This window comes from Kocuria rhizophila (assembly GCF_003667225.1).
In the GTDB taxonomy this organism is placed as follows: Bacteria; Actinomycetota; Actinomycetes; order Actinomycetales; family Micrococcaceae; genus Kocuria; species Kocuria rhizophila.
Genome location: NZ_RCOM01000030.1, coordinates 1 through 24467, shown reverse-complemented (window position 1 = coordinate 24467; position 24467 = coordinate 1). Strand labels below are relative to the sequence as shown.

Genomic DNA, 24467 nt, shown 5'->3' with positions numbered 1-24467 from the left:
GCTCCGGACGGGGCGGGGACGTGCGCGCACGAGACGGCGCGGCGTCGTCGCCATCCGGGGATGACGACGCCGCCGCGCCGGGTTCCGCACGAACGCCCGGGTGGGGCGCCGCGCGCTCAGCAGTGGTAGGTGTCCGTGGGGGCCTCGAAGTGCATGTCGTAGCCCTCGGGCAGGCGCATGCCGAACGCCGTGGCCAGGCCCAGCACCTTGCGGGCGCGGGCCAGGCGGGGCAGGTCGGAGCCGTTGCGGATCTGACCGCCGTCCTCCTCGAACTCCTGCAGGAACTCGGTGGCCCAGGACAGCTCGCTCAGGGACGGGGACAGGCCCTCGTTGACCGTGGCGGTCTGCTCGGGCATCAGGCACAGCTTGCCGGTCATGCCGAACTCGTCCGTGACACCGGTGGCCTCGGCGAGCTTGGCGCCGAGCGCCCCGACCGCGGGGCCGTCGATGGGACCCGGGAGGTTCGCCGCGCGGGAGGCGATGGTGAACTGCGAGCGCGTGTACGCGAGCGCCATGGGGTTCTCGCCGAAGCCGGTGTCGCGGCGGTAGTCGCCGATGCCGAACGCCAGGCGGTACGTGGAGCGGGCGGTGGCGATGTCCTGCAGGTTCTGCACCCCGCGGGCGGTCTCCACCAGGGCCACGATCCGGGTGCCGCGCAGCAGCTCCGCGGTGCGGGTGACGTGCTCGGGGGACTCGGTCATGGCGAGCATCACGCCGTCCAGGCCGGGGACGTCACGCAGGGCCTGGAGGTCCTCCTCCCACCACGCGGTGCCGAAGCCGTTGATGCGCACCCACGCGCGGTTGACCTGGCCGTCCTGGTTGCGGGAACCGAGCCACGCAATCACGTTCTCGCGGGCCTGGGCCTTGTCCGCGGGTGCCACGGAGTCCTCGACGTCCAGCACCACGGCGTCCGCGGCGCTCTGGGCGGCCTGGTCGAAGCGGGAGACGTGCGAGCCGTTGACGAGCAGCCACGAACGGGCCAGCTCCGGCCCCACGGCGGGGGTCTCGGTGGGATCGATGGTCATGGCGGGTTCCGCTGTGGTGGTGGTCATGAGAGTCACTTCGCGATCTGTGTCTGAGAACGGACACGCCTCCTCGCCCCTCGGGTCCCGGCGCGGGTGCGGCCGGTGTGCGGCACCGAGCGGATGCTCCGTGGTCGCTCACCGGCCCGTCCGCGCGACGGAACGGGTGAGGCGGGATGGCGCGGGTCAGCCGAGCACTCGAACCAGCCTGGATGATGAGGCGGCTGGTGCGGGTCGTCTGCCAGTCGTGCTGCCCGGGCCCCACCCGTGAGGTGAACGGGCAGGCCCGCGACGCACGTGGTGGTGCGCCCCGGGGATCGGGCGAAACTTCACAGTAACCCAGGTCACATTCCATCTCAACCGGGGTGTCCACGGGCGGTCCCGGCCGCACCGCACCCCCTCTGCGGTCACGGGTCGGCAGCCTGCGTCCACCCGCACCGTCCCGCCCCGAACCGGGGCAACCGTCCAGACCCCAGCGCCCCCGCCGCGTGCGCACACCGGGCCCGCGATGGCCGCCCGCGCCCGGACCCTTGCTCAGCCGTCCCGCCGCAGGGCGCGCGAGGTCTTGGCGGTGGCCACCGCGTTCCACGGGTCCTCGGGCCAAGGGTGCTTGGGGTAGCGCCCGCGCATCTCCGCGCGCACCTGGGTGTAGGGCCCTGACCAGAACGAGGCAAGGTCCTCGGTGATGGCCAGCGTGGCCTTCCCCGGGGACAGCAGGTGGAACTGCACGGGCACGCACCCGTCTGCCACGCGCGGGGTCTCCGCCCAGCCGAAGCACTCCTGCAGCTTCACGGCCACCACGGGCGGCCGCGCGGGTTCCGCCTCGTCCCAGACCTCCGGGTAGTCGATCCGCGCGGTGTTCCCGCTGGGCACCTCGAGCCGCCGCGGGACCAGCTCGTCCAGGCGGGCGGCCTCGGGCCAGGGCAGCAGCCGGCGCAGCGCGTCCGCCACGCGCACCGAGCGCAGCGATCCGCCGCGGGCCACGTCCCGCAGCTCCGTGCCCAGCCACTCGTCCGCGCGGGCGAGCAGGGCGGCGTCGTCCACCGCTGGCCACGGCTGCCCCAGGTGACGACGCAGCAGGGCAAGGCGCGCGCGCAGCCCGCGGGCGGCGTCGTCCCAGGGCAGCAGGTCCAGGCCCTCGGCGGCGAGCGCGGCGCGGATGGCAGGCACGGCGGTGTCCGGGTCCGCACGGACGGGCGTGGCGGAGAGCTCGATCGCGCCCACCGCACGCACCTCCCGGGTGCGCACGCGGCCGTTCGAGAAGCTCGCGCGCGTCTCGGTGCGGGCGGGCGGGCCCGCCACGAGCTGCGCGTGCTCGAGGTCCAGCGGTGCCGCCGCCCGGATCACCGCGCCCGTGCCCGCGGCGGCCCGTCCCGCGGCGCGGCTGAGGTCAGCGACCGCGAGCCACTCGTGGTGACGCAGCGGGCTCCCGGCCTCCAGCCCCGCGCGCGTTCCGGAGGCGAGCAGCCACTGGTCCCCGTGGGCGTCCATCCGCCGGGCCACCCACTCGGGCCGCGCCAGGCCCACGACGACGCCCTCCCGGACGCCGGCAGGCACGTCCGGTTGCGGCCCGCGGAGCGGCGCGTCCGTGTTCTCGTTGCCCTCGTCCGCCGCACCGTCGCCCGTGGGCGCGGGGTGCGCCGCCATCCGCTCCAACCGCTGCACCTCCTGGCGCCACCGGGAGGACTCGCCGCCGCGGGAGGAGCGCAGTCCGCGCACGAAGGCGGGGATGTCTGCGGCGGGCACGCGGGCGCCGTCGGAGACCGCGGCGATGACCTCCGCCGCCGTTCTGGCGCCCACGAGGTCCGCGCCGTCCAGCAGGGCGCGACCCCAGCGGGGTTCCACGGGCAGGGAGACCAGCAGGCGCCCGAGGTCGGTGGCGCGGCCGTCCTCGGCCACCGCGCCCAGCCGGGTCAGCTCGGCTTCGGCGTCCGCGCGGGCCCGGGGCGGCAGCGGGTCCGGCAGGGCCATGCCCTTACCGCCCGGGGAGCCCCACACGGCAAGCGCGAGGCACGCGGCGGTGAGGTCCGCGGTGCGCACCTCGGGAACGGTGTGGGCGGGCATGGCGCCCCAGGCGGCGTCGTCGTAGCAGCGCACCACCGTGCCCGGGCCCTGGCGGGCGGCGCGGCCGGCGCGCTGCTCGGCCGACGCCTTGGACGCGGAGACCGTGACGAGCCCGGAGATCCCACGCCCGGCGTCCCGGCGGGGCTGGCGGGCCAGGCCGGAGTCCACCACGAGGCGCACGCCGTTGACGGTGAGCGAGGACTCCGCGAGGGACGTGGTGACCACGATGCGCGGGCGCTCCCCCGGCGCGCGGCCCGCCACGGCACGGTCCTGCTCGCGCGGAGGCAGCTGGCCGTGCAGCTCCAGGACCTCGGCGTCAGTGAGGCCGCGCAGCTCGGCCGCCACGCGGGAGACCTCCCGGGCGCCGGGGAGGAACACGAGGGCGTCCACGGACGGGTCCTGTGCCAGGGCCTTGCGATGTGCGTCGGCCGCTGTGCGGGCCATGTGGGAAAGGAACGCGGGCGTGACGCCCCGCTCGTCGAGGCGCTGCGGGCCTGGCGCCCACTGGACCGTGAGCGGGTGCAGGGCCGACGGGCAGTCCACCACCGGGGCGGGCGCGTCCCCGCCGAGCAGAGCCGCAAACCGCTCCGCCTCCACCGTGGCGGACATGGCTACGAGCACGAGGTCCTCCCGCAGCTGCCGCAGCTCCGCGAGCATCCCCACGAGCAGGTCCGACTCCACGCCGCGCTCGTGCACCTCGTCCAGCACCACCGCGGCGGTCCCGGTCAGTTCCGGGTCACGCAGCAGGCGGCGCAGCAGGATCCCGGGGGTCACGAACTCCACGCGGGTTGCCTTCGACGTCTTCCGCTCGCCCCGCACGCTCCAGCCGACGACGCCGCCCGGCTCCGTTCCCGTGAGCGCGGCCAGCCGGCGCGCGGCCGCCCGCGCCGCGACCCGACGGGGCTGGACGACGACGACGCGGGCAACCTCCCCCGCAGTGGTGCCATGCACCAGGTTGGCCACAAGCGGCGGGACCACCGTGGTCTTGCCCGTGCCCGGAGGGGCCTGGACCACGGCCACTCCCCCGGACAGGGCGCGCTCCAGCTCGGGGACGGACTCCGCGAACGGGAGCCCCGCGCCGATGTGGTCCAGGTCGAAGGGGATGAGCATGGTGTCCAGTATCGCGGAGCCCTCCCCCCGTGGTTCACACGAGCAGGTACAGCGCCCCCAGCACCGTGACCACGATGACTGCGGTGTCGAAGACCCGCTGCCGGATGCGGGTGATCGCCCACCGCCCCGCGAACGCGCCGAGCACCACGCCCGGAACCAGCAGGGCGTCGAGCACGAGGGTCTGGGTGGTGATGAGCCCGAGCCCCACGGAGACCGGAACCTTCAGCAGGTTCATCACCGCGAAGAACCATGCTGCCGTGCCCAGGAACGCGTGCTTGGGGAAGCGCGCGGCCAGGAAGTACATGGACATCACCGGGCCCCCGGCATTGGCGACCATGGTGGTGAACCCGCCCAGCGAGCCGTACCCCGCGGCCACGGCGCGAGAGGCAGGGGCGGGAGGAGCGGCGTCGTCGTCCCGGGGTGCCGCGTCCCGGTGACGCTGCCAGAGCGTGAGCGCCATGAGCATCAGCAGCATCACGCCGATCACGCGACGGACGAGCGAGTCCCCCGCGAACGCGAGGAACACGGCGCCCAGCCCGAGGCCCACCAGAACGGCCGGGAGCATACGAATCAGCGTGGGCCAGTGCGCGTGCTTGCGGTAGGTCCACAGCGCGAACATGTCCCCCACGATCAGCAGCAGGAGCAGCGCGCCGGTGGAGGGCTTGGCGGGGAGCACCGCGGCGAAGATCGCGACGGCCAGGGGGTTGATCCCAGGCAGAGCCGTCTTGGAGAACCCCACGAGCACCGCGCTCACCGCCAGGGCGGCCCAGGCGAGGGTGCTCAGATCCGGGAGCAGGGTCATGGGAGGTCCTTTCCGCGTGACGGGCGGAGAACTTCCCCGGCGCCCCGCACAATCTAGTGGAGCAAAGACAGCCCAGCGGCCCGGAATCTGCACTAACGGAGCACATGCAGGCGCCCGGGCAGAAGTGGATGGTGCGGACCGCGAGGGCACCGCCCACCCCGTCCTACAGTGGTACCCATGACCAACGCGCAGCTTCCCGACCGAGTGTCCGAGATCTTCGACCCCCAGCAGTGGCGACCCGTGGAGGGCTTCACCGATCTGCAGGACATCACCTACCACCGCGGGGTGGAGCGGGATGCCAGTGGTGCCGTGGTGAAGGACCTCCCGTGGGTGCGCATCGCGTTCGACCGCCCGGAGGTTCGCAACGCCTTCCGCCCGGGCACCGTGGACGAGCTCTACCGCACGCTGGACCACGCCCGCATGTCCTCGGACGTGGGCGCCGTGATCCTCACCGGCAACGGACCCTCCGCCAAGGACGGCGGCTGGGCGTTCTGCTCCGGCGGGGACCAGCGCATCCGCGGCCGGGACGGCTACCACTACGCGGAGGGCGAGACCGCGGACTCCATCGACCCCGCCCGCGCCGGACGCCTGCACATCCTGGAGGTGCAGCGCCTGATCCGCACCATGCCCAAGGTCGTGATCGCGGCGGTCTCCGGGTGGGCCGCGGGCGGCGGGCACTCGCTGCACGTGGTGTGCGACCTGACCATCGCCTCCGCCGAGCACGGGAAGTTCAAGCAGACGGACGCCACCGTGGGCTCGTTCGACGCCGGCTACGGCTCCGCACTTCTCGCCCGCCAGGTGGGCCAGAAGTTCGCCCGAGAGATCTTCTTCCTCGCCGATGAGTATTCCGCCGAGGACATGCACCGCATGGGCGCCGTGAACCGCGTGGTCCCCCACGCCGAACTGGAGTCCACCGCCCTGGAGTGGGCGCGCAAGATCACGGCACAGTCCCCGCAGGCCGTGCGCATGCTCAAGTACGCGTTCAACCTCCCGGACGACGGCATGGTCGGCCAGCAGGTCTTCGCCGGCGAGGCCACCCGCATGGGGTACATGACGGACGAGGCCGTGGAGGGCCGCGACGCGTTCCTGCAGAAGCGGGACCCGGACTGGTCCGCGTTCCCCTACTACTTCTGAGCCGCCACGTGAGTCCCCACGGCCCCTCACCGGCCCACGACGACGCCGTGCCCGCCCACCGCGGGCCCGGCACCTCCGCGGCGGGGCCGGGCTCTGCGGCCTCCCCCGCCGTCCCGGAATCCCCTGCCCCGGCGGCCCATGCAGCATCCGCTCTGGTGGCCCACTGCGGGCCGGGCACCTCCATGTCCAGGCCGGGCACTTCCGCGTCCGGACAAGAGCCCGGCCACCCGCTCGACGCGCCGCTGGCCGCGGAGCTGCCGAGCGACGTCGTGGTGCTGGACGGCCCCGTGGAGGGCAACCCGACGGCGTTGCTCCCCCGGCTGCGGGCAGTGCTGTCCCGCCCGGGGGCCGCGGTGGTCGTGGCCACCTCGGGATCCACGGGACGACCCAAGAAGACCGTGCTCAGCGCCGAGACGCTCACGGCCTCCGGGCGCGCGACCGAGCGGGCGACCTCCGGGCCCGGCCAGTGGCTGCTGTGCCTGCCCGCGCACTACGTGGCCGGGGTGCAGGTGCTCGCCCGCTCCGTCCTCGCGGGCACCACCCCCGTGGTCATGACCGGCGAGCACTTCACACCCCGGGCGTTCGCCGATGCCGCGGAGGGCATGAACCACCCCGTGCGGTACGTGTCCGTGGTGCCCACCCAGCTGCAGCGCATCTTGGACCCGGCCGACGGCTCCCCCGACCCCCGCTCGGTGGAGGCGCTCGCGCGTTTCGACGCCGTGCTCGTGGGCGGCTCTCCCCTGTCCCCGGCGCTGGCGCATCTGGCCGGCGCCGCCGGGGTGCGCGTGGTCCGCACGTACGGCATGTCGGAGACGTGCGGGGGCTGCGTCTACAACGGCGAGCCGCTGGACACGGTCACGGTCCGCATCCTGCCCGACGACGCCGATCCCTACCTCGCGCACGCCCCCGCACTGAGCGTTCCTCCCACCGAGGAGGCGTCCGCCGAAACCCGGTCTGCCGAGGCGGGGCCCGGAGGGACCTCCTCCGGAGCGGCGGGGGCCGCGGAGGCTCCCTCCGCCGCGGCACTGCCCGCCGTTGACCAGGGCCCGGCGTCACCGCTCGAGGGCCGGATCTGGCTGGGCGGCGAGGTGGTCGCCTCGGGCTACCTGAATGACCCCGAGCAGACCGCCGCCCACTTCCGTGTCTGCGAGGGGCGGCGCTGGTACCGCACCGACGACCTCGGATCGCTGGACGAGAACGGCCGCCTCACGGTGCTGGGCCGCACCGACGACGTGATCAACACCGGCGGCGTGAAGGTCTCTGCGGCTCGGGTGGCCGATGTGCTCCTGGACCACGACCGGGTGCGGCAGGCGCTCGTGCTCCCCGTGGCCCACTCGGAGTGGGGCCAGGTGGTGGCCGCGGTGGTGGCCGTGCGGCGGCCCCTGCACAGTGGGTCCGTCCCGGACGACCACCATCCCGACGGCGGTTTCGAGGGAGACCTCGACCCCGGCCTCGAACGAGAGCTGGCCCAGTCGGTGCGCGAACGACTGGGAGCCCCCGCCGTGCCCAAACGCTGGTGCCGGGTGGACCGCCTCCCCCTTCTCGCCACGGGTAAGCCCGACCGCCGCGCAGCCGCCGCGCTGTTCACCGCGGAACCGGGAGCGAGCCCTGGTGCGGGTCCGGGCGTGGGGCCGCATGCCGGCACCGCCGCGGAACCCAGCGCGCGCCCCGGCGAACGCTGAACGGCGGAACGGAGAAACTGTGCCCCTGTACTCCCTGGACCTCGTTCTCGCTCCGGGCGACGACGCCCTCGTCCGCGCCCGGTGGGATGCCCTGGACCGTGCCGGACTTCCGAGCCAGGCCCGCCACCGCAGCTCCTCCAACGCCCCGCATCTCACGGTGGTCTCGGCCCCGGGCTTCTCCGAGGCAGTGCTGCAGCGGGCCCGGGAGCTGTTCGGCCCCCTGCTGCCGTTCGTCGTGCCCGTCACCGGGCTCACGGTCCTGGGCAGGGGGCCGTACGTGCTGGCCGAGTCGCTCGCGGTTCCGCCCGCTGTCCTCGGCGCCGTGGCCGAGCTGCGGGCCCTGCTGCCGGAGCAGCGCACCCCGGCCGGCCCGTGGGTTCCCCACGTCACCCTCGGCACGCGCCTGGACGCCCCTGCCGTGGGCCGGGCGCTGGAGGTGCTGAGCGACGTCGCGCCACCCCGCTCGCTGGACGTCACCGCGCTGCGGCGCTGGGATCCTGACGCGCGAGAGGTCACGGTGGAGGTGCCTTGAGCCCCGCTCCGCGCCCGAAGCGCTCCGAGGTCGCACGCGCCAGCGCCGCCCGCACGGCATGTGCACCTGCACAGGGCATGAAACAATGACGGGACGTCCTCGTCCGTTCACGAAAGGTTGCACCGTGGCCACACCAGCTCAGTGGGTCGAAGGGGCACGCCTGCGCACGCTGCCCATGGCCGCGGCCCCGGTGATCGCCGGCACGGCCGCCGCGCAGACCATGTACGAAGCCCGTGTGGTGCCCGCGCTGCTGGCTCTGGTGGTCGCGCTCGCGCTGCAGATCGGTGTGAACTACGCCAACGACTACTCCGACGGCGTGCGGGGCACGGACGACGAGCGCGTGGGCCCCTTGCGCCTGACCGGTTCCGGCGCCGCCACCCCGCGGGAGGTCAAGACGGCCGCGTTCGCGTGCTTCGGCATTGCCGCCGTGGCGGGTGCCGCCCTCGTGGTGCTCTCGCAACAGTGGTGGCTCGCCGTGGTGGGGCTGCTCGCCATTGCCGCCGCCTGGGGCTACACGGGCGGGAAGAAGCCGTACGGCTACATGGGCCTCGGGGACCTATTCGTGTTCCTGTTCTTCGGCCTGGTGGCCACCCTGGGCACCACGATCACCCAGGCCGGCCGCCTGAACATGGACGCCTGGGTCATGGCGGTGTCCACCGGGCTCTTCGCGTGCGCCCTGCTCATGGCCAACAACATCCGGGACATCCCCGGGGACCGCGAGGTGGGCAAGCAGACCCTGGCCGTGCGGCTCGGGGATCCCAAGGCCCGGCTCACGTTCACCGCGGAGCTGTTCGTGGGCATGGTCCTGCCCCTGCTGCTGGTCCCCGGCAACCCCTGGGTGCTGCTGGTCTACGCCATGACCCCGCTGGCCGTGAACGCGGGCTCCACGGTGCTCAAGACCCCCGAGCGGCGCGAGCTGATCCCCGTGCTCAAGATGTGCGGCTTCATCAACCTGGGCGTCACCGTGCTCTACGCGGTGGCGGTGTTCGTGCAGCAGTACGTGGGCTGAGCCCGCTCAGAGCTCCCGGCGGGACTCGGCATCCGTGTACGAGTCCTCGATCTCCTGGTCTTCAAGCTCCACGCGGTTGGTGGGCTTGGGTGAGCGCGCGATGAAACGGTGGAAGTCCTGGCCCGCGGCGTAGTGCAGCGTGGGGAAGAAGATGTAGCAGATCGCGAACGCGGCCACCACGGCCGCGATCCCGGAGAACACCAGTCCCAGTCCCAGGAGCATGAACAGCAGGAACAGGACCACCAGGATGCCCAGGCGCAGCAGGGAGTACTTCAAGAAGTTCACGGGCCCATTCTAGGTGGTCTCGCTGTGTGCACCCCGGGCGCGGCGCCGCGCCCCATGGGCCACGAACGCGGCTCGTCCAGTGGGCTCACCTAGGATGAACGGCATGGGCAGAGCCATTCTCATCATCGGAGCGGGCGCACTAGCGGTGGGCCTCGTCATCTACGCACTCATCGAGTGCGCACAGTCGGAGAAGTACAGCGTGCGAGCCGTCCCCAAGGGCGCGTGGCTGCTCATCATCCTGCTGCTGCCCGTGGTCGGGGCCGTGCTGTGGCTCTTCTTCGGCCGTCCCCGCACGGACGACGCCGCCCGGGACGCTGCCCGCGGCCGTGGCCCGGACGACGACCCCCAGTTCCTGCGCAACCTCGAGGAGCGCCGCAAGCAGCAGGAGCAGGCGCGCAAGCTGCAGGAGTGGGAGAACGAGCTCAAGCGCACCGGTCAGGCCCCGGGTGCCAAGCCGCAGGTGGATGAGCCGCTGGACCCCTCCGACCCGCGCTGGACGGACCCCACCACGGGGTCGCACGCCGCGGACGACTCGCTCGGCGGCACGGGCGCGAACCCGGGCAGCGGGCGGAGCACCGGCCGTGAGCAGCCCACCGACGAGAACCCGAGCGCAGCCGACGGAACCGGTCGCCAACACCCCGAAAACCCCGAGGGTGAGCCTCCTCGCCACGACTGACCCGCGTCCGCGACTCGGTCGATGAACGGCCCCACGCGGTTTCTCCTGGCGCCCGGCCACCGCGCGCGCTCGGCGTCCCCCAGCACCACGGGCACCCCGCTCGCGTCGGGGCTCTGAAGTACCCAGCACCGCACGACAGAGCCCGCCCCCGCAGCAGCGGAGGCGGGCTCGTTCGCGGAAGGGTGCGGGCGGCGTCGTAGTGTGTGCGGACGCCGCCCCGCGCGTCACAGGCCGGAGTAGGAGTGCAGACCCGGGAACAGCGTGTTGACCACGGTGAAGTTGAAGACCACGCACATGTAGCCGGCGATCGACAGCCACGCGGAGCGGTTGCCGTTCCAGCCGCGGGTCACGCGGGCGTGCATGTAGGCGGCGTAGACCGTCCACACCACGAAGGTCCAGACCTCCTTGGTGTCCCAGCCCCAGAAGCGGCCCCACGCCTGGTCCGCCCAGATGGCTCCCGCGGCCAGGGTGAAGGTCCAGAACACGAAGCCCACCGAGTTCAGGCGGAACGCGAAGTTCTCCAGCGTGACGGAGTCCGGCACCGCGCGCAGGAAGCCCATGCGGGACTCCTGCCCGGAGGCCAGCAGCCGCTCGCGGCGGGACTGCATGAGCTGCAGCACGGCCATGGCGAACGTGATGGTGAAGACGCCGGACGCCGCCACCGCGATGGACACGTGGATGATCAGCCAGTAGGACTGCAGGGCAGGCTGCAGCGGGGACACCGGGGTGGGGAACGCGATGGTGGCCAGGCACAGCATGGTGAGCACCAGGCCGGAGACCATGGGACCCACGAAGCGCAGGTCCTTGAAGATCAGGGTGACCAGGTACACGCCGGAGACCACCAGGGCACCCGTGCTGCAGAACTCGTACATGTTGGCCCACGGCACACGGTCCGCGGCGATCCCGCGGGAGACCACGGCGAAGGCGTGGAGCACGAACGCGATGACCATGAGGGCCACGGCCACGCGCGCCGCCGGGCGGCGGGTGTTGTGCTGGTAGTTCAGCGCCTCGAACTCGCCGGCACCCTTGGTGGTGTTCTGCGCGGAGGTGCGGAACTCGTCGGAGACCGTCCCGCCCGCGTCCGCCGCCGGGGTGGCCTCGCCGCTCGCGCCCGACGCCGCCGGGCCGGCGACCGCACCCGCGGAACCCGCCGCGGAGGAACCGCCCGCGACCCCCGCGCCGGCGCCCACGAGCTGCTCGGACTTCCGCTCCGCGGCGGCCTGCTTGGCGGCCCGTGAGCGCTCCTTGACCGCGAGGGTCTTGGAGTGGGTGGCCATGTCCCACACGAAAGCCACGAACGCCACCATGTAGGTCATGGCGGCCAGGAGCATGAACCACTCGCTCCAGTTGCCCAAAGTCACATTGATGTCGCTACCCATTGTTTTGCGCCTTATCCGACGAATCCAGGTGGAACTCCCGCACGCCGCGGTCCTCCCACAATGACGTCCACAGAGCTGTCAGTTTTTCGGCTTCCGCACCCAGGCGGTGGTCCTCGCCACGCGCCAGCAGGCCGTACTCCAGAACAGTACACCGCACCCCGTGGGCGTCCTCGGTCTCCACGGCCCGCACCCACGCCCGGCGACGCGCGATGAACAGGCTCATGATGAGCCCGGTGAACGCCACCAGGAAGGAGATGAAGGCCGGGATCCGCCCCGGGTCGTAGTGCACGTCCAGGCCCACGTAGCGCTTGACGTCCACGAACTCCACGCTGCCCTTGCCCTCGGGCAGCGTGGCCGTGCGGTGCTGGCCGTCCAGCACGATGGGCCCGTTGGCAGAGCTCATGGAGTTGAGTTCCTCGAGGTTCTGGGTGTCCAGCACGTACACGTTCTGCGGCTGGCCGCTGTTCAGTCCCAGGTCGCCGCTGAACGAGGAGAGCAGCAGCGCGGGGTTGTTCAGCGCCGGGTCCACGGACTGTGGGATCTTCCCGTCCTGGGAGACCGCCGTGGGCAGCAGGAGGCCCACGAAGCCCAGCTGGTCCGGAGCGGCGTCGGGCACCTTGAGGGTCAGGGAGGACGTGTAGACCGAGTCGGAGGGCACCGTGACCACGGGCCCCTCGTAGGCCACGTTGCCCTCGCCGTCCTTCACACGCAGCACGGGGGCGTAGCCGTTGCCCACCAGGTACACCTTGGTGCCGTCCACGTTCAGCGGCTTGTTGACCTCCAGCTTCACGTCCTCCGGCGCGGCCCCGGGCTCCTCCGTGACGGTGAGGTCCGCGTTGAAGTCCGTGGGCTGGCCGTAGTGCTCGGGGTCCGAGGTGTCACGGCTGAAGGTGGCCTCGAACGAGTCCAGCTGCAGGGAGAACGGGTTGAGGGAGTCCTCGTCGAAGTTGCTGCCCGGCTCGAAGGAGTCGTAGTCCACCAGGGTGTTCACGAACGACTCGCCCTCCACGACCACCTTCTGCCCCTTGTACCCGTACAGGGATCCGATGGCCACGGAGATCAGCACGGCCAGCAGCGCCACGTGGAAGAGGATGTTGCCCACTTCCTTGAGCATGCCCCGCTCGGCCGCCACCGACGGAGCCGCGGAGCCCAGGTCCTGCACCTGCACACGGTAGCCGCGCTTCCTCAGCGCCGCCGCCGCCTGCTCGACCGCCTCGTTCGGGGTGGGGCCCTCGCCGCCGTCCCGTCCGCCCAGCATGACCTTGCGGTACTGGGGCATCCGGGTGAGCCGCCTGGGAGTGCGGGGCGGCTTGGAGCGCCAGGCCTTGAAGTGCTGGATGGCACGCGGGATCACGCAGCCAACGAGCGAGATGAAGAGCAGGATGTAGATCGCCGAGAACCAGTAGGACTGGTAGACGTCGAACAGCTGCAGGGTGTCCAGCACCGGGCCGATCGTGGGGTTGGCCTCGATGTAGCTGGTGACGGCCTCCGGGTCCTGCACCCGCTGCGGGAACAGGGACCCGGGCACCGCGGCGATGGCCAGGAGCAGCAGCAGCACCAGCGCCGTGGACATCTTGGTGAGCTGCCGCCACGCCCAGCGCAGCATCCCGACGAACCCGAGGGCCGGGACCTCCACGTCGGGGCGCTTCGGCTTCCGCTCACGCGGAGTGCGCGCTGTCGTCATATCGGCATCACCCAATCGGTTACGAATTCGGACTGGATCCAGGAGACCAGCGCGGACCAGACACCCGTGGCCATGGCCAGGCCGATGAGCACGAGCACCACGCCGCCCACACGCTGCAGGGTGAGGCGGTGGCGGCGGAAGAAGGACATGGCACCCATCCCCCGGCGCATGGCCAGGGCGATGAGGATGAACGGGACCCCGAGTCCCAGGCAGTAGGCGGTGGTCAGCACCACGGCCTTGCCCGTGGAGGCACCGTCCACGTAGGCCAGCGCCTGCACGGCCGCGAAGGTGGGGCCGATGCACGGCGCCCACCCGAGCCCGAAGGTCATGCCCAGCACGGGCGCGCCCCACAGACCGGGAGGTGGCCGGCGTTCGATCTTGCGGTCACGCTGGAACCAGGAGAGCCCGCCCAGGAAGACCACGCCCATGACCATCACCAGGATCCCCAGCACCACCATGATCCACTCCTGGCCCCGGAACCACGCGAAGGCCCCGAGCTGGGCGAGCACCACGGACATCACCACGAACACCAGGGAGAAGCCCAGGACGAAGAGCAGGACCCCCCAGAAGATGCGGCCGCGGCGCTGCTCGCGCAGGTCTGCGCCGGTGAGCCCGGTGATGTACCCCAGGTAGCCCGGGATCAGCGGCAGCACGCACGGGGAGGCGAAGGAGACGAAGCCCGCCAGCAGAGCCACGGGCAGCGCGGCAATCAGTGAGCCGTCGAGGATGACCTCGGCGAAGGGATTGCCGTTCATGCGGACTCGGCCACCGTGTCCTTGATGAGCGCGTCCAGGGTGGACTTGTCCGCCTTGCCGAGGATCCGGGCGGCCACGCGGCCCTGCGAGTCCAGCACCAGGGTGGTGGGCACCGCCTGCGGGGGCACGTACTCGCTCAGGGCCAGCAGCACCTCACCGTTGAGGTCCGTGGCGGAGGGGTACTCCACTCCGAAGGTGCGCTCGAACGCCTCGGCAGTGGCCTGCTGGTCCCGCAGGTTCACGCCCATGAACTGGGCCTGGTCCCCGTACTCGTCGTGCAGCGCCACGAGGTCCGGGGCCTCCGCACGGCACGGGGCGCACCCGGCGTACCAGAAGTTGAGCACCACGGGCTTGCCGCGCAGGCTGTCGGCGGAGACGGTGGAGCCGTCGTACATGGCGGCGTTGAAGGACACCGGTTCGCCGCGCTGGTCCGGTGCGTACTCGCTCACGGAACCGTCCCCGGCCACGTACCCCTTGTCCCCGCCGGAGTTCGCCTGGTCCGCGAGGTCGTCGGAGGACGCCGAGCAGCCCGTGAGCGCGAGGCCCGCCGCGGCCACCACGGCGATCAGCCCCGTGCGCACACGCGTGCGGGCGCGCGGACGCCGGGCGGAGGAGGGCTGTGGGGTCACGGAGTCATCACCTGAAGACGTGAGGGGGTGCAGTGGGACATCGATTATGAGCCGGGAAGCTGGTTGACACCTGGATAGAGGTGGGCGGCCGGTTCCCGGTAGGTCAGCTGCGGGACCTCGGCGGCGTCCACGTCCCGGAAGGTCAGGGAGGTCAGCGACGCGAGGTTGCACTGCCGGCGCCGCGGATCGTGCGGCAGGGGGCGTCCCTCCAGCGAGAGGCGGGTCAGCCAGATGGGCAGCTGGTGGGACACGGCCACGGCCTGGGCGCCGTCGCCCCCGATCCGCACGGCTTCCCGGGCGAGCTCCCGCACGGCCTGCGCCATGCGCTCCACCTGCTGGCGGTACGGCTCGCCCCACGAGGGGCGCAGGGGGTTGAGCAGGTGCGGCCAGTGCTTGGGCTTGGCCAGCTCCCGCCCGGAGACGTGCAGGCCCTCGAAGTGGTTGGCGGGCTCGATCAGCCGCTCGTCCGTGCGGACGTCCAGATCCAGTTCACGGGCCACCGGTGCGGCGGTCTCCCGGGTGCGGGTCAGCGGGGAGGACGCGAGGAGCACGATGTTCTCCCCCGCCTGAACGCACTGTGCGAGGTCCGCCGCGGCGGCCTCCGCCATGCGGGCGCCCTTCTCGGAGAGGTGGTATTCCGGCAGGCGACCGTAGACCACGTGCTCGGGGTTGTGGACCTCGCCGTGGCGCAGGAGGTGGACGGTAGCTGAAGGCATGGCCCCAGTGTCTCAAACCCCGCCGGGAGGCCCCAATCCGAGGTTCAGGCTCCGAGGTTCAGGCGAGCACCGCGCGCAGCCGCTCGCCGTCGATCCGCCAGCGGTCCCAGGCCGCGCCGTCCACGAACACCACGGGCACGAACTCGGCGTAGTCCCGGACGAGGGCGGGGTCCCCGGTGATGTCCTGCTCGCGCAGCTCGGTGCCGGTCTGTGCGCAGACCCGTTCCACGACGTCCCGGGCGTCGTCGCACAGGTGGCACCCAGGCTTGGTCAGCAGCGTGACCTCGTGCCGCGGACGCGTACGGGTCCAGTCCACACCGGACAGTAGCCCACCCGTGCGCCCCGCGCGTCCGGAGGAGGCGGGCGCCGGTGACGTGCCCACGGAACCGGGCCGGGCGGCGTCGTCGTCGCCGTCCTCCACGGAAGTCCGCTGGGCGGCGTCGTGGGCCGCCGACCCCGGCCGGGTACGGTCGTGGTCCGCGCGCACCACCCGGGGGCGTCCCCCGGACGAGCCCGGGCCGGTGCCTGCGGGTGCCTGCGGGGAACGGGGCTGATCGGTCATGGCGACCATGCTACGCACATGGCAAGGCCCCGCTCCCCCACGGGGAACGGGGCCTGGCACGGGCGCTGCCTACTTCTTGTTGCGGCGCTGGTGACGGGTCTTGCGAAGCAGCTTGCGGTGCTTCTTCTTGGACATGCGCTTGCGGCGCTTCTTGATGACCGAACCCATAGGATCCCTCACAATTCTCTGGACAGTGTGTTTGCTGGGGGCTGCGAGTCAACGCCACCCCGCCCCATCGAACTCAGGGGCAACATCCGATTAACGGCAAACTATGCCATAGCCTACCGCGTGACCCCGCCCCGCCTGAAAACGGGGGCGGGGCTCACGCGCTCGCGCGGGGCGCGGCGGAGAACTCGTCGTCCTCGGCGGCCGGCTCCGGCGACGCCGCGGCGTCGCCCAGGGCGTGCGGGTCCGCCGCGGTGGCGCGGGCCTGGTCCGGGTCCACGCCGGCCTCCTCGTACTGGTACTCGATGTGCTCACGCACCAGCCGGGCCGCGAGGGTGCGGTCACCGGCGTCCAGGGCCCCGACGATCGCCCGGTGCTCGGCGCGGATGCGGCTGGAGGTGGTGGACCACAGCGGGACGTGACCCACCAGGGCCATCGTGTACTCGTAGATCGAGTCGCGCAGCGCGGTGAACAGGGCCGTGCTGACCGCGTTGCCGCAGGACTTCACCAGGGCGATGTGGAAGCTCACGTAGAGGTCGTGGAACCGCTTGAGCCCCAGGTCCTCCCGGTCCATCTCCGTCATGATCCCCCGCAGCTCGTCCCGGGGGATCCAGCGCTGCTCCGAGGCGTGCAGGGCGGCGGTCTCCAGCAGCACCCGGGTCTGGACGATGTCCCGCAGGGGGTGCTCGGAGGTGGCCATGTGCAGCTGCAGCGCCGGACCGGCGGACGCCGCGGGCTCCCGGACCAGGATGGGCAGGATGGCCCGGTGGGGGCCCTCGAAGAGCCTGACGATGCCCTGCGCCTCCAGGATCTTCAGGGCCTCTCGCATGGAGTTGCGGGACACGCGGAAGATCGCGGCCATGTCCTTGTCAGTGGGCAGTCGCTGCCCCAGCACCAGGTGTCCGTCGAACAGCTCGTTCTCGAGCCACTGCAGAACCTCTCGATGCGTTGCCATAGTCTCCACCCTAGACTCGACGGGTGACCAACCGCTGGATGCGGCGGTCGGTCACCTTCGCGAGCCCTCGTGCTCTCGTGCTCTCGTGCGCGATCTCAGATGATGCCCTGGGCCACCATGGCGCGTGCCACCTTGATGAACCCGGAGATGTTCGCGCCGGCCACGTAGTTGCCGGGCATGCCGTACTCGTCGGCGGTCGCGGCGCAGGTCTCGTGGATGCCGCGCATGATCTCCTGCAGCCGGTCCTGCGTGTGCTCGAAGCTCCACGAGTCCCGCGAGGCGTTCTGCTGCATCTCCAGCGCGGAGGTGGCCACACCGCCGGCGTTCGCGGCCTTGCCCGGTGCGAACAGCACGTCCGACTCCTGGAAGAGGTGTACGGCGTCCGTGGTGCAGGGCATGTTCGCGCCCTCGGCCACGGCCACCACGCCGTTCTCCAGCAGGGTCTTGGCCTGGCGGCCGTTGAGCTCGTTCTGGGTGGCGCACGGCAGGGCCACGGATCCCGGGACGTCCCACACGGAACCACCGGCCACGTAGGTGGCGGAGGAGCCGCGGCGCTCGGCGTAGTCGCTCATGCGCCCACGCTCCACCTCCTTGACCTGCTTGAGCAGCTCCAGGTCGATGCCGTCCTTGTCCACCACGTAGCCGCCCGAGTCCGAGGCGGTGAGGGCCTTGGCCCCGAGGGACTGGGCGCGCTCGATCGCGTAGATGGCCACGTTGCCGGAACCGGAGACGATCACGTCCCGGCCGTCGAAGCTCTTGCCCTGCGTCTTGAGCATCTCCTCGGCGAACATCACCGCGCCGTAGCCGGTGGCCTCCGTGCGCACGAGGGAGCCGCCCCAGGACAGGCCCTTGCCCGTGAGCACCCCGGACTCGTAGCGGTTGGTGATCCGCTTGTACTGCCCGAACAGGTAGCCGATCTCCCGGCCGCCCACGCCGATGTCACCGGCGGGAACGTCCGTGTACTCGCCGATGTGGCGGTACAGCTCGGTCATGAAGGACTGGCAGAAGCGCATGATCTCGGCGTCGCTGCGCCCGGAGGGGTCGAAGTCCGAGCCGCCCTTGCCGCCGCCGATGGGCATGCCCGTGAGCGCGTTCTTGAAGATCTGCTCGAAGCCCAGGAACTTGACGATGCCCAGGTACACCGAGGGGTGGAAGCGCAGCCCGCCCTTGTACGGGCCCAGGGCGGAGTTGAACTCCACGCGGAAACCGCGGTTGATGTGCACCTCGCCCTGGTCGTCCACCCAGGGCACGCGGAAGATGATCTGCCGCTCGGGCTCGCAGATCCGCTCCACGATCGCGGAGTCCAGCACCTCCGGGTGGCGCGCCACCACGGGTCCCAGGGACTCGAAGACCTCGTCCACGGCCTGGTGGAACTCGGACTCTCCCGGGTTGCGTGCCGTGATGATCTGCCGGATGGGGATCAGTTTCTCGTGCATGGCTCTCCTGCCGTCTCGTGGTGTCGGTGGGTGGGGCCCTCAGTCGCGGCGTGTGCCGCGGCCACGGCGCCGGAACCCTGTCAGAGTGGACAGCAGACCGCTCTGACGACGATGCGCCCCACCGCGCGGACGCAGCAGCTCCGCGCTCTCGGACGGGTCGGACCCCGCAGGATCGCGGGGGCCGGTCTCGCGCGCGGCATCGGACTGCGCGCGTGCGTCGGCGGGGACATCGTGCTCCACACTATCCGGTGTGACCGGGGTCTCCGCGTCGGGAAGGGGCTCGGCCGAGTGCTCCGCGGTGGTTTCGAGGTCCTCGCTCTCGCGGTCGGCGGCGGGGTCCGTCTCTGCGAACCCTGTGCGGTGCTCCGCAGCCTCGTCCTCGGCGTCAGGCAGGGCGGGCGTCCCGGACTCGCGCTCCGCCATCCCGGGCTCGTGGCCCGCCATCCCGGCCCCGGGCGCGTCCTCCACGGAAGCCGGTACGACGCCGGTCCCGGCCTCCTCGTGCTCCGTCACCTCGGTGACCTCCGCGGTGAACCACGGCACGGACCGCTCGGGGGCGGGTTCGGCGGCCGGGGAGCGGTCCTCCTCCGAGGACGGTACGGACTCTTGGACGACGGGGGCGAGCTCTGGTGCCGACCCGTCCGGATCGGGAAGCTCGATCGCGGCGTCGATGTCCGCGGCGGCAGTCTCCTCGACGGCTTCACCGGGCTCCGCGGCCTCTGCTGCGGTGGGCTCCTCCGAGTGCGCGGCATCAATGGCGGCGACGTCGCCCTCCGGCTCAGCGGGGTGACCGTCCTGCGCTGCGGCATCGTCCGACGACACCGGCGGGACGGGCGGAACGGGCGCCAGCGCCGACGCGGGCGGCGTCATCCCCTCAGCAGGATCCGCGGCGCCGGCGGCGGCGACGAGCTCGCCCAGCCAGGCCGCGACCTCCTCCAGGGGTTCGGGGGCGATGCTGTAGAAGCGCTTCTGCCCCTGTGCCCGGGTGCTCACCATGCGGGCGTCACGCAGCACCTTGAGGTGCTTGGACACCGTGGGCTGGGAGACCTCCAGCTCGGTGACGAGCTCGCCCACCGGCCGCGCGCCGTCCTGCAGGGCCGCGAGGATGCGGCGTCGTGTGGGATCGGAGAGCGCGGAATATGCATCGTGGGACATGGGAAACAGCCTAGTGGGAGCGCGCGCGTCCGCCCCAATCCGCCGCCCGGTGCGCCCCGGCCGGCAGATGCGTCAGTCGTACCAGGGGTCCAGCCCCCAGTGGGGGAAGACCTCCTTGCGGGTGGCCATGATGCTGCGGTCGGTCTCGTCGTTGGGGTCGTAGCCGATCTCCCAGGACCGCCACCACAGGTCCACGTCGTCGCCCATGACCTCGGGGGGCCGGCCGCCGTACGTCTCGCTCATGTAGTCCCGCCAGGACTGCGGCACCCTGGTGGTCACGGCCACGGGGTGCCCCGACGCGACACCCACCAGGTGCGCCCAGGAACGCGGCACGGCGTCGTGGACGTCGTAGCCGCCGCCGCCCGTGGCGAGCCAGCGGCCCTCGCAGACCTCCTGCGCGAGGTCGCGCACGGCGAGCGCCACCTGACGCTGACCGTCCACGCTCACGCGCAGGTGGGTCAGCTCGTCCTGGAAGTGGGAGTCGCAGCCGTGCTGGGAGACGATCACCTCGGGAGCGAACTCCCGCGTGATCGGGGGGACCACGGCGTCGAACGCGCGCAGCCACTGGGCGTCGTCGGAGCGCGTGGGCATGGCCACGTTGACCACCGTTCCGGCGGCCTCGCCCTCGCCGATCTCGTTGGCGAAGCCCGAGCCCGGGAACAGGGAGAGCCCCGTCTCGTGCAGGGAGATGGTCATGACGCGGGGCTCGTCGTAGAAGATCGACTGTGTGCCGTCCCCGTGGTGGCCGTCCACGTCCAGGTAGAGCACGCGCTGCACACCGTTGTCCAGCAGGTGCTGGATGGCCACGGCGCAGTCGTTGTAGACGCAGAAGCCCGAGGCCTTGTCCGCGGCCGCGTGGTGCATGCCGCCGCTGAAGTTGACGGCGTGGACCACCTTTCCGCTCAGCAGCTCCACGGCTCCCTGGTAGCTGCCGCCCACCAGCCGCGCGCTGGACTCGTGGATGCCCGCGTAGCCGGGGGTGTCCTCCGTGCCCAGGCCGCACTCCGGGATCTCGCGGGTGGGGTCCTCGGAGACAGCGCGCACGGACTGCACGTACTCCGGTGTGTGCACGAGCTCCAGGACGCTGTCCTCCGGGACCTCCGGCACCGTGACCCGCACGTTCTCCGCCGTGTCCAGGCCGAGGTCCTGCACCAGGCGCATGGTCGCGTCCAGCCGCGTGGGACTCATGGGGTGGTAGTCCCCGAAGTTGTACTGCAGCAGCTGCGGGTCCCAGTAGACGCTGGTGGGGTGCTGGGCGTCGTTGCCCTTTGTCGCGGAGCTCACAAACCCATTAGACCACTCGGGTTGCGGGGCTGTCGCCGCACCGCACCGGGACAGGGAATACTGGGGGACGTTGCGCCCAGCAACCCCCGGGATCCGCTCCGCGCACCCCGGATCACCCCGTGGCCGCCCGAGGAGGTGCCGTGAGCGAGCTCGAGCAGCCCAGCGCCGTGGAGGAGCACGACACCGACACCTCCCCCACGGAACCCCTGACCACGCGCACCGCGCGCGGGATCCGCGACTTCGTGGACCGGATCGCGGACTCCTCCCCCGCGCGGCTGGCCGTGATCGTCTTCGTGATCGTGGACCTCGGCTTCGCGCTGCTGCTGTGGCTGCCAGTCTCCGCGCAGCACGGGCGGCACACGGAGTTCGCCGACGCCGTGTTCACCGCCACCTCCGCCGTGACCGTGACGGGGCTGACCACCGTGTCCACCGCCGCGCAGTGGTCCCTGTTCGGGCAGGTGGTCATCCTGGTGGCCATCCAGGTGGGCGGCCTGGGCACCCTGACCATGACTTCCATCCTGGCTCTGGCCATCGGGCGGAAACTGGGGCTGAAGTCCAAGCTCATCACCCAGGAGGCGCTGAACATCGGGCGCCTGGGCGAGGTGGGCTCGCTGCTGCAGATCATCGTGATCACCTCCATCACCATCGAGGCCGCGCTGGCCGTGGTGCTCTCCGTGGGCTTCCTGGCCGAGGGCGAGCCCCTGGGCACCGCCCTGTGGCACGGTGTGTTCTACGCGGTCTCCAGCTTCAACAACGCGGGCTTCACCCCGCACACGGACGGGCTGGTCCCCTACGACCACGCAGGGCCCACGGTGTGGCTCATCCTGCTGCCGGTCTGCGTGGGCGTGATCATTGGCTCCCTGGGCTTTCCCGTAATCCTGGTGCTGCGCCAGGTGGGCTTCCGCTTCAACCGCTGGAACCTCAACGCCAAGCTCACCGTGGTGACCACCGCGATCCTGCTGCTGCTCGCGTGGGTGCTGTTCCTGGCCGTGGAGTGGAACAACCCCGAGACGCTGGGCGGGAAGTCCGTCCCGGAACGGATCTTCCAGGGGTTCTTCGCGTCCGTGATGATGCGCTCCGGCGGCTTCAACCTGGTGGACATGCCGGACACCTCCCAGGTCACCCTGCTGCTCACGGACGCCATGATGTTCGCCGGGGGCGGCTCCGCGTCCACCGCGGGCGGGATCAAGGTGACCACGCTCGCCGTCGTGTTCCTGGCAATCCTCGCGGAGGCGCGCGGCGACCAGTCCGTGATCGCGTTCTTCCGCACCATCCCGGACTCCGTGCTGCGCATCGCGATCTCCGTGATCATGATGGGGGCGTCCGTGGTGCTCGCCGGCTCCGCCGTGATGGTGGCGCTCACGCACCTACCCCTGGACCACGTGCTGTTCGAGGTCATCTCCGCGTACGCCACGTGCGGGTTGAGCACGGGTGTGTCCGCGGCGTCCCCGGACGCGGGGAAGTACGTGCTGTCCGTCATCATGCTGGTGGGGCGCATCGGCACCACCACGGTGGCCACCGCCCTGGCCCTGCGCTCCCGCCGCCGACTGTATTCCTACCCGGAAGAGAGGCCGATCATTGGCTAAGAACTCCTCCCACGCCGCCCCCGTCCTGGTGGTCGGTCTCGGCCGGTTCGGCGCGGCCACCGCGCTGCAGCTGATCCAGCAGGGCCGCGAGGTGCTCGGCGTGGAACGCGACGCGAGCCTCGTGCAGAAGATGGCCGGGCAGCTCACCCACGTGGTGGAGACCGAGGCCACGGACATGGACGCCCTGCGCCAGATCGGCGCCGCGGAGTTCTCCTCCGCGGTGGTGGGCGTGGGCACGTCCATCGAGTCCTCGGTGCTGATCACCGCCAACCTGGTGGACCTGGGCATCGACCGGATCTGGGCCAAGGCCATCTCCCCCGCCCACGGCAAGATCCTGGCGCGCATCGGCGCGCACCACGTGATCTTCCCGGAGGCGGACGCCGGGCGGCGCACCGCGCACCTGGTCTCCGGGCGGCTGCTGGACTACATCGAGTTCGACGACGACTTCGCGATCGTCAAGATGTACCCGCCCCGAGAGACCCAGGGCTTCACGCTGGGCGAGTCCGACATCCGCTCCAAGTACGGCGTGACCGTGGTGGGCGTGAAGTCCCCCGGCGAGGACTTCACCTACGCCCGCCCCGAGACCACGGTCTCCTCGCGGGACCTGCTGATCGTCTCGGGGCACGTGGACCTCATCGAGCGCTTCGCCGCCCGCCCGTAGCACGACGCCGCACGCTCGCCTCCCGGGCGTCCTTCACCCGCCGGAGGTCGGCGGCCGTCCCGGCCCGCGGGAGAAGACGCGCAACGGCACCCGCGGGTGCGGCGGCGTCGTACCGGCCCGCACACGCGTGAACGCCGCAGCGCAACCGTGCGCGGTTCCCCGGCTCAGGCGCGCGGGTCCGCCGTCATCGCCTGCGTGGCCATGTCCATGAGCCCGGGGATCCCGGCGCGGGCGAACGCGCGGCGCTGCCGGATGGCGCCGTTGCCGCGCGCCACGATCCGGCGCACGCCGGTCTCCGCGAACTCCCGGTCCGCAGCCGAGGGGTAGTAGTCCCGCGCCCGCTCCAGCAGCGTGTCCACGAGGGTCTCCCCGGGGACGAGCTCCGCGGCCACAGGGTCCAGGACGCGACCGCTCAGACCCCACCGGGCCGCCTGCCACAGGGCGATGTCCAGGTACTCCTGGCTCAGCTCCACGGTGGGCGGCACGTCCACGGCGTAGTCCGCGAGCGCGCGGATCAGCACCGCGATGGCCACGGAGTCCTGCGCTTCCAGCTGGACGTCGCACGCCCGGATCTCCAGGGTGCCGTGCTTGTGGGACAGCCGGGCCAGCCAGCTCAGGGTGGAGGGGCTCTCCATCACGTCGAACGCGCTGAGCACGGCCACGCGCTGCTCGTGGTCCGCGAGGTCCTTGAAGTGCGGCGGGATGTCGTTCGCGATCCAGCGGCGGTAGTGGATGGAGCGCCAGGACTCGAAGCCGGACTCCGCGCCCCGCCACAGCGGCGAGTTGGCACCGATCGCCACGAGGGCGGGCAGCCAGCCGCGCAGCCCGTTCAGGGCCCGCACGGCGTCCTCCATGTCCGGGAAGCCCAGGTGCACGTGCATGCCGCTGATGTACTGGTCCGCGGCGATCGCGGGCGTGTACCCGGCGAGGCGCTGGTAGCGCTCGTTCACGGTGATGTCCGCGGGCTCGGGGCGGATGTCCGGTGCGGCGGCCACGCCCACCACGTCCATGCCCATGGCGTCCGTGGCCTCGTGCAGCGCGGTGCGGAAGTCCACGAGCGAGGCCACGGCCCCGGCGGCGTCGTGGAAGATCGGGGAGGTCTCCTCCACCTGGCACGAGAGCCACTCGGGTGTGGCCGCGCCGCCGCCCGCCTCCAGGGAGACCAGCTGCGCGGACTGCTCGGG

Annotated in this window: 23 protein-coding genes; 7 read left to right on the top strand and 16 right to left on the bottom strand. The window is 71.8% G+C overall.

The window, feature by feature from the left end:
• Window positions 1-116: 116 nt before the first annotated feature.
• The 3 genes from D9R02_RS06005 to D9R02_RS05995 all read right to left on the bottom strand — a co-directional run bounded on the left by D9R02_RS06005 (window position 117) and on the right by D9R02_RS05995 (window position 4998).
• Window positions 117-1052 carry an HpcH/HpaI aldolase/citrate lyase family protein gene (locus tag D9R02_RS06005; protein WP_259463916.1) on the bottom strand — a complete coding sequence of 312 codons (936 nt, stop codon included), beginning with the start codon at window positions 1050-1052 and terminating at the stop codon, window positions 117-119.
• Between the two features lie 504 nt (window positions 1053-1556).
• Entirely contained in the window at window positions 1557-4196 is a 2640-nt protein-coding gene (hrpB, locus tag D9R02_RS06000; RefSeq protein WP_121566539.1) for an ATP-dependent helicase HrpB, read from the bottom strand.
• A 34-nt stretch (window positions 4197-4230) separates the two neighbouring features.
• Window positions 4231-4998, bottom strand: a complete 768-nt coding sequence (locus D9R02_RS05995) for a sulfite exporter TauE/SafE family protein (protein ID WP_121566538.1) — start codon at window positions 4996-4998, stop codon at window positions 4231-4233.
• A gap of 177 nt (window positions 4999-5175) precedes the next feature.
• Between D9R02_RS05995 and D9R02_RS05990 the strand changes: the two genes are divergently transcribed.
• The 4 genes from D9R02_RS05990 (at window position 5176) to D9R02_RS05975 (ending at window position 9355) form a co-directional block, all read left to right on the top strand.
• Window positions 5176-6132: a 1,4-dihydroxy-2-naphthoyl-CoA synthase gene (locus D9R02_RS05990; protein WP_102614084.1), complete on the top strand. Its 957-nt coding sequence runs from the start codon at window positions 5176-5178 to the stop codon at window positions 6130-6132.
• Between the two features lie 8 nt (window positions 6133-6140).
• Complete coding sequence (locus D9R02_RS05985) at window positions 6141-7814, top strand: AMP-binding protein (RefSeq protein WP_259463915.1); 1674 nt, start codon at window positions 6141-6143, stop codon at window positions 7812-7814.
• 19 nt (window positions 7815-7833) lie between these two features.
• Complete coding sequence (locus tag D9R02_RS05980; RefSeq protein ID WP_121566537.1) at window positions 7834-8346, top strand: 2'-5' RNA ligase family protein; 513 nt, start codon at window positions 7834-7836, stop codon at window positions 8344-8346.
• A gap of 124 nt (window positions 8347-8470) precedes the next feature.
• Window positions 8471-9355 (top strand): 1,4-dihydroxy-2-naphthoate polyprenyltransferase, encoded by an 885-nt coding sequence (locus tag D9R02_RS05975; protein WP_121566536.1) that lies wholly within the window; start codon window positions 8471-8473, stop codon window positions 9353-9355.
• Between the two features lie 6 nt (window positions 9356-9361).
• On the opposite strand, the gene D9R02_RS05970 is transcribed toward D9R02_RS05975, so the two are convergent.
• A complete protein-coding gene (locus tag D9R02_RS05970; protein ID WP_121566535.1) occupies window positions 9362-9640 on the bottom strand; it encodes a DUF4229 domain-containing protein in 279 nt (92 codons plus the stop codon).
• Between the two features lie 103 nt (window positions 9641-9743).
• Between D9R02_RS05970 and D9R02_RS05965 the strand changes: the two genes are divergently transcribed.
• Complete coding sequence (locus D9R02_RS05965) at window positions 9744-10316, top strand: PLD nuclease N-terminal domain-containing protein (protein ID WP_259463914.1); 573 nt, start codon at window positions 9744-9746, stop codon at window positions 10314-10316.
• A 224-nt stretch (window positions 10317-10540) separates the two neighbouring features.
• Here D9R02_RS05965 and ccsB read toward each other — a convergent pair whose 3' ends face one another.
• From ccsB to D9R02_RS05910, 11 genes are all read right to left on the bottom strand, one after another.
• Complete coding sequence (ccsB, locus tag D9R02_RS05960; RefSeq protein ID WP_035885412.1) at window positions 10541-11695, bottom strand: c-type cytochrome biogenesis protein CcsB; 1155 nt, start codon at window positions 11693-11695, stop codon at window positions 10541-10543.
• Window positions 11688-13379, bottom strand: coding sequence for a cytochrome c biogenesis protein ResB (resB, locus tag D9R02_RS05955; RefSeq protein ID WP_019311120.1), 1692 nt, complete (start codon window positions 13377-13379; stop codon window positions 11688-11690). The genes ccsB and resB overlap by 8 nt, the downstream gene beginning before the upstream one ends.
• Entirely contained in the window at window positions 13376-14134 is a 759-nt protein-coding gene (locus D9R02_RS05950) for a cytochrome c biogenesis CcdA family protein (protein WP_019311119.1), read from the bottom strand. Before D9R02_RS05950 ends, resB begins: the two co-directional genes overlap by 4 nt.
• Window positions 14131-14763: a TlpA family protein disulfide reductase gene (locus D9R02_RS05945; protein WP_121566533.1), complete on the bottom strand. Its 633-nt coding sequence runs from the start codon at window positions 14761-14763 to the stop codon at window positions 14131-14133. The genes D9R02_RS05950 and D9R02_RS05945 overlap by 4 nt, the downstream gene beginning before the upstream one ends.
• A 44-nt stretch (window positions 14764-14807) precedes the next feature.
• A complete protein-coding gene (locus D9R02_RS05940; RefSeq protein WP_121566532.1) occupies window positions 14808-15479 on the bottom strand; it encodes a histidine phosphatase family protein in 672 nt (223 codons plus the stop codon).
• 58 nt (window positions 15480-15537) lie between these two features.
• Window positions 15538-16041 carry a glutaredoxin family protein gene (locus D9R02_RS12270; protein WP_259463913.1) on the bottom strand — a complete coding sequence of 168 codons (504 nt, stop codon included), beginning with the start codon at window positions 16039-16041 and terminating at the stop codon, window positions 15538-15540.
• Window positions 16042-16110: 69 nt separating this feature from the next.
• Window positions 16111-16209, bottom strand: coding sequence for a 30S ribosomal protein bS22 (locus D9R02_RS05930; RefSeq protein WP_005504750.1), 99 nt, complete (start codon window positions 16207-16209; stop codon window positions 16111-16113).
• A gap of 154 nt (window positions 16210-16363) precedes the next feature.
• Complete coding sequence (locus tag D9R02_RS05925; RefSeq protein ID WP_059280799.1) at window positions 16364-17161, bottom strand: FadR/GntR family transcriptional regulator; 798 nt, start codon at window positions 17159-17161, stop codon at window positions 16364-16366.
• 95 nt (window positions 17162-17256) lie between these two features.
• A complete protein-coding gene (gene gdhA / locus D9R02_RS05920; RefSeq protein ID WP_039100592.1) occupies window positions 17257-18597 on the bottom strand; it encodes an NADP-specific glutamate dehydrogenase in 1341 nt (446 codons plus the stop codon).
• 39 nt (window positions 18598-18636) lie between these two features.
• Entirely contained in the window at window positions 18637-19752 is a 1116-nt protein-coding gene (locus tag D9R02_RS12175; RefSeq protein ID WP_220700415.1) for a metalloregulator ArsR/SmtB family transcription factor, read from the bottom strand.
• Between the two features lie 72 nt (window positions 19753-19824).
• Window positions 19825-21036, bottom strand: coding sequence for an acetoin utilization protein AcuC (locus tag D9R02_RS05910; RefSeq protein ID WP_019311112.1), 1212 nt, complete (start codon window positions 21034-21036; stop codon window positions 19825-19827).
• Between the two features lie 140 nt (window positions 21037-21176).
• Here D9R02_RS05910 and D9R02_RS05905 point away from each other — a divergent pair, with 140 nt between their 5' ends.
• On the top strand, window positions 21177-22622 hold the full coding sequence (locus tag D9R02_RS05905; protein WP_121566531.1) for a TrkH family potassium uptake protein: 1446 nt from the start codon (window positions 21177-21179) through the stop codon (window positions 22620-22622).
• Window positions 22615-23283 carry a potassium channel family protein gene (locus D9R02_RS05900; protein WP_121566530.1) on the top strand — a complete coding sequence of 223 codons (669 nt, stop codon included), beginning with the start codon at window positions 22615-22617 and terminating at the stop codon, window positions 23281-23283. Before D9R02_RS05905 ends, D9R02_RS05900 begins: the two co-directional genes overlap by 8 nt.
• Before the next feature lie 164 nt (window positions 23284-23447).
• On the opposite strand, the gene D9R02_RS05895 is transcribed toward D9R02_RS05900, so the two are convergent.
• A partial coding sequence (locus D9R02_RS05895; protein ID WP_121566529.1) for a carboxylate-amine ligase occupies window positions 23448-24467 on the bottom strand: 1020 nt, incomplete at its 5' end.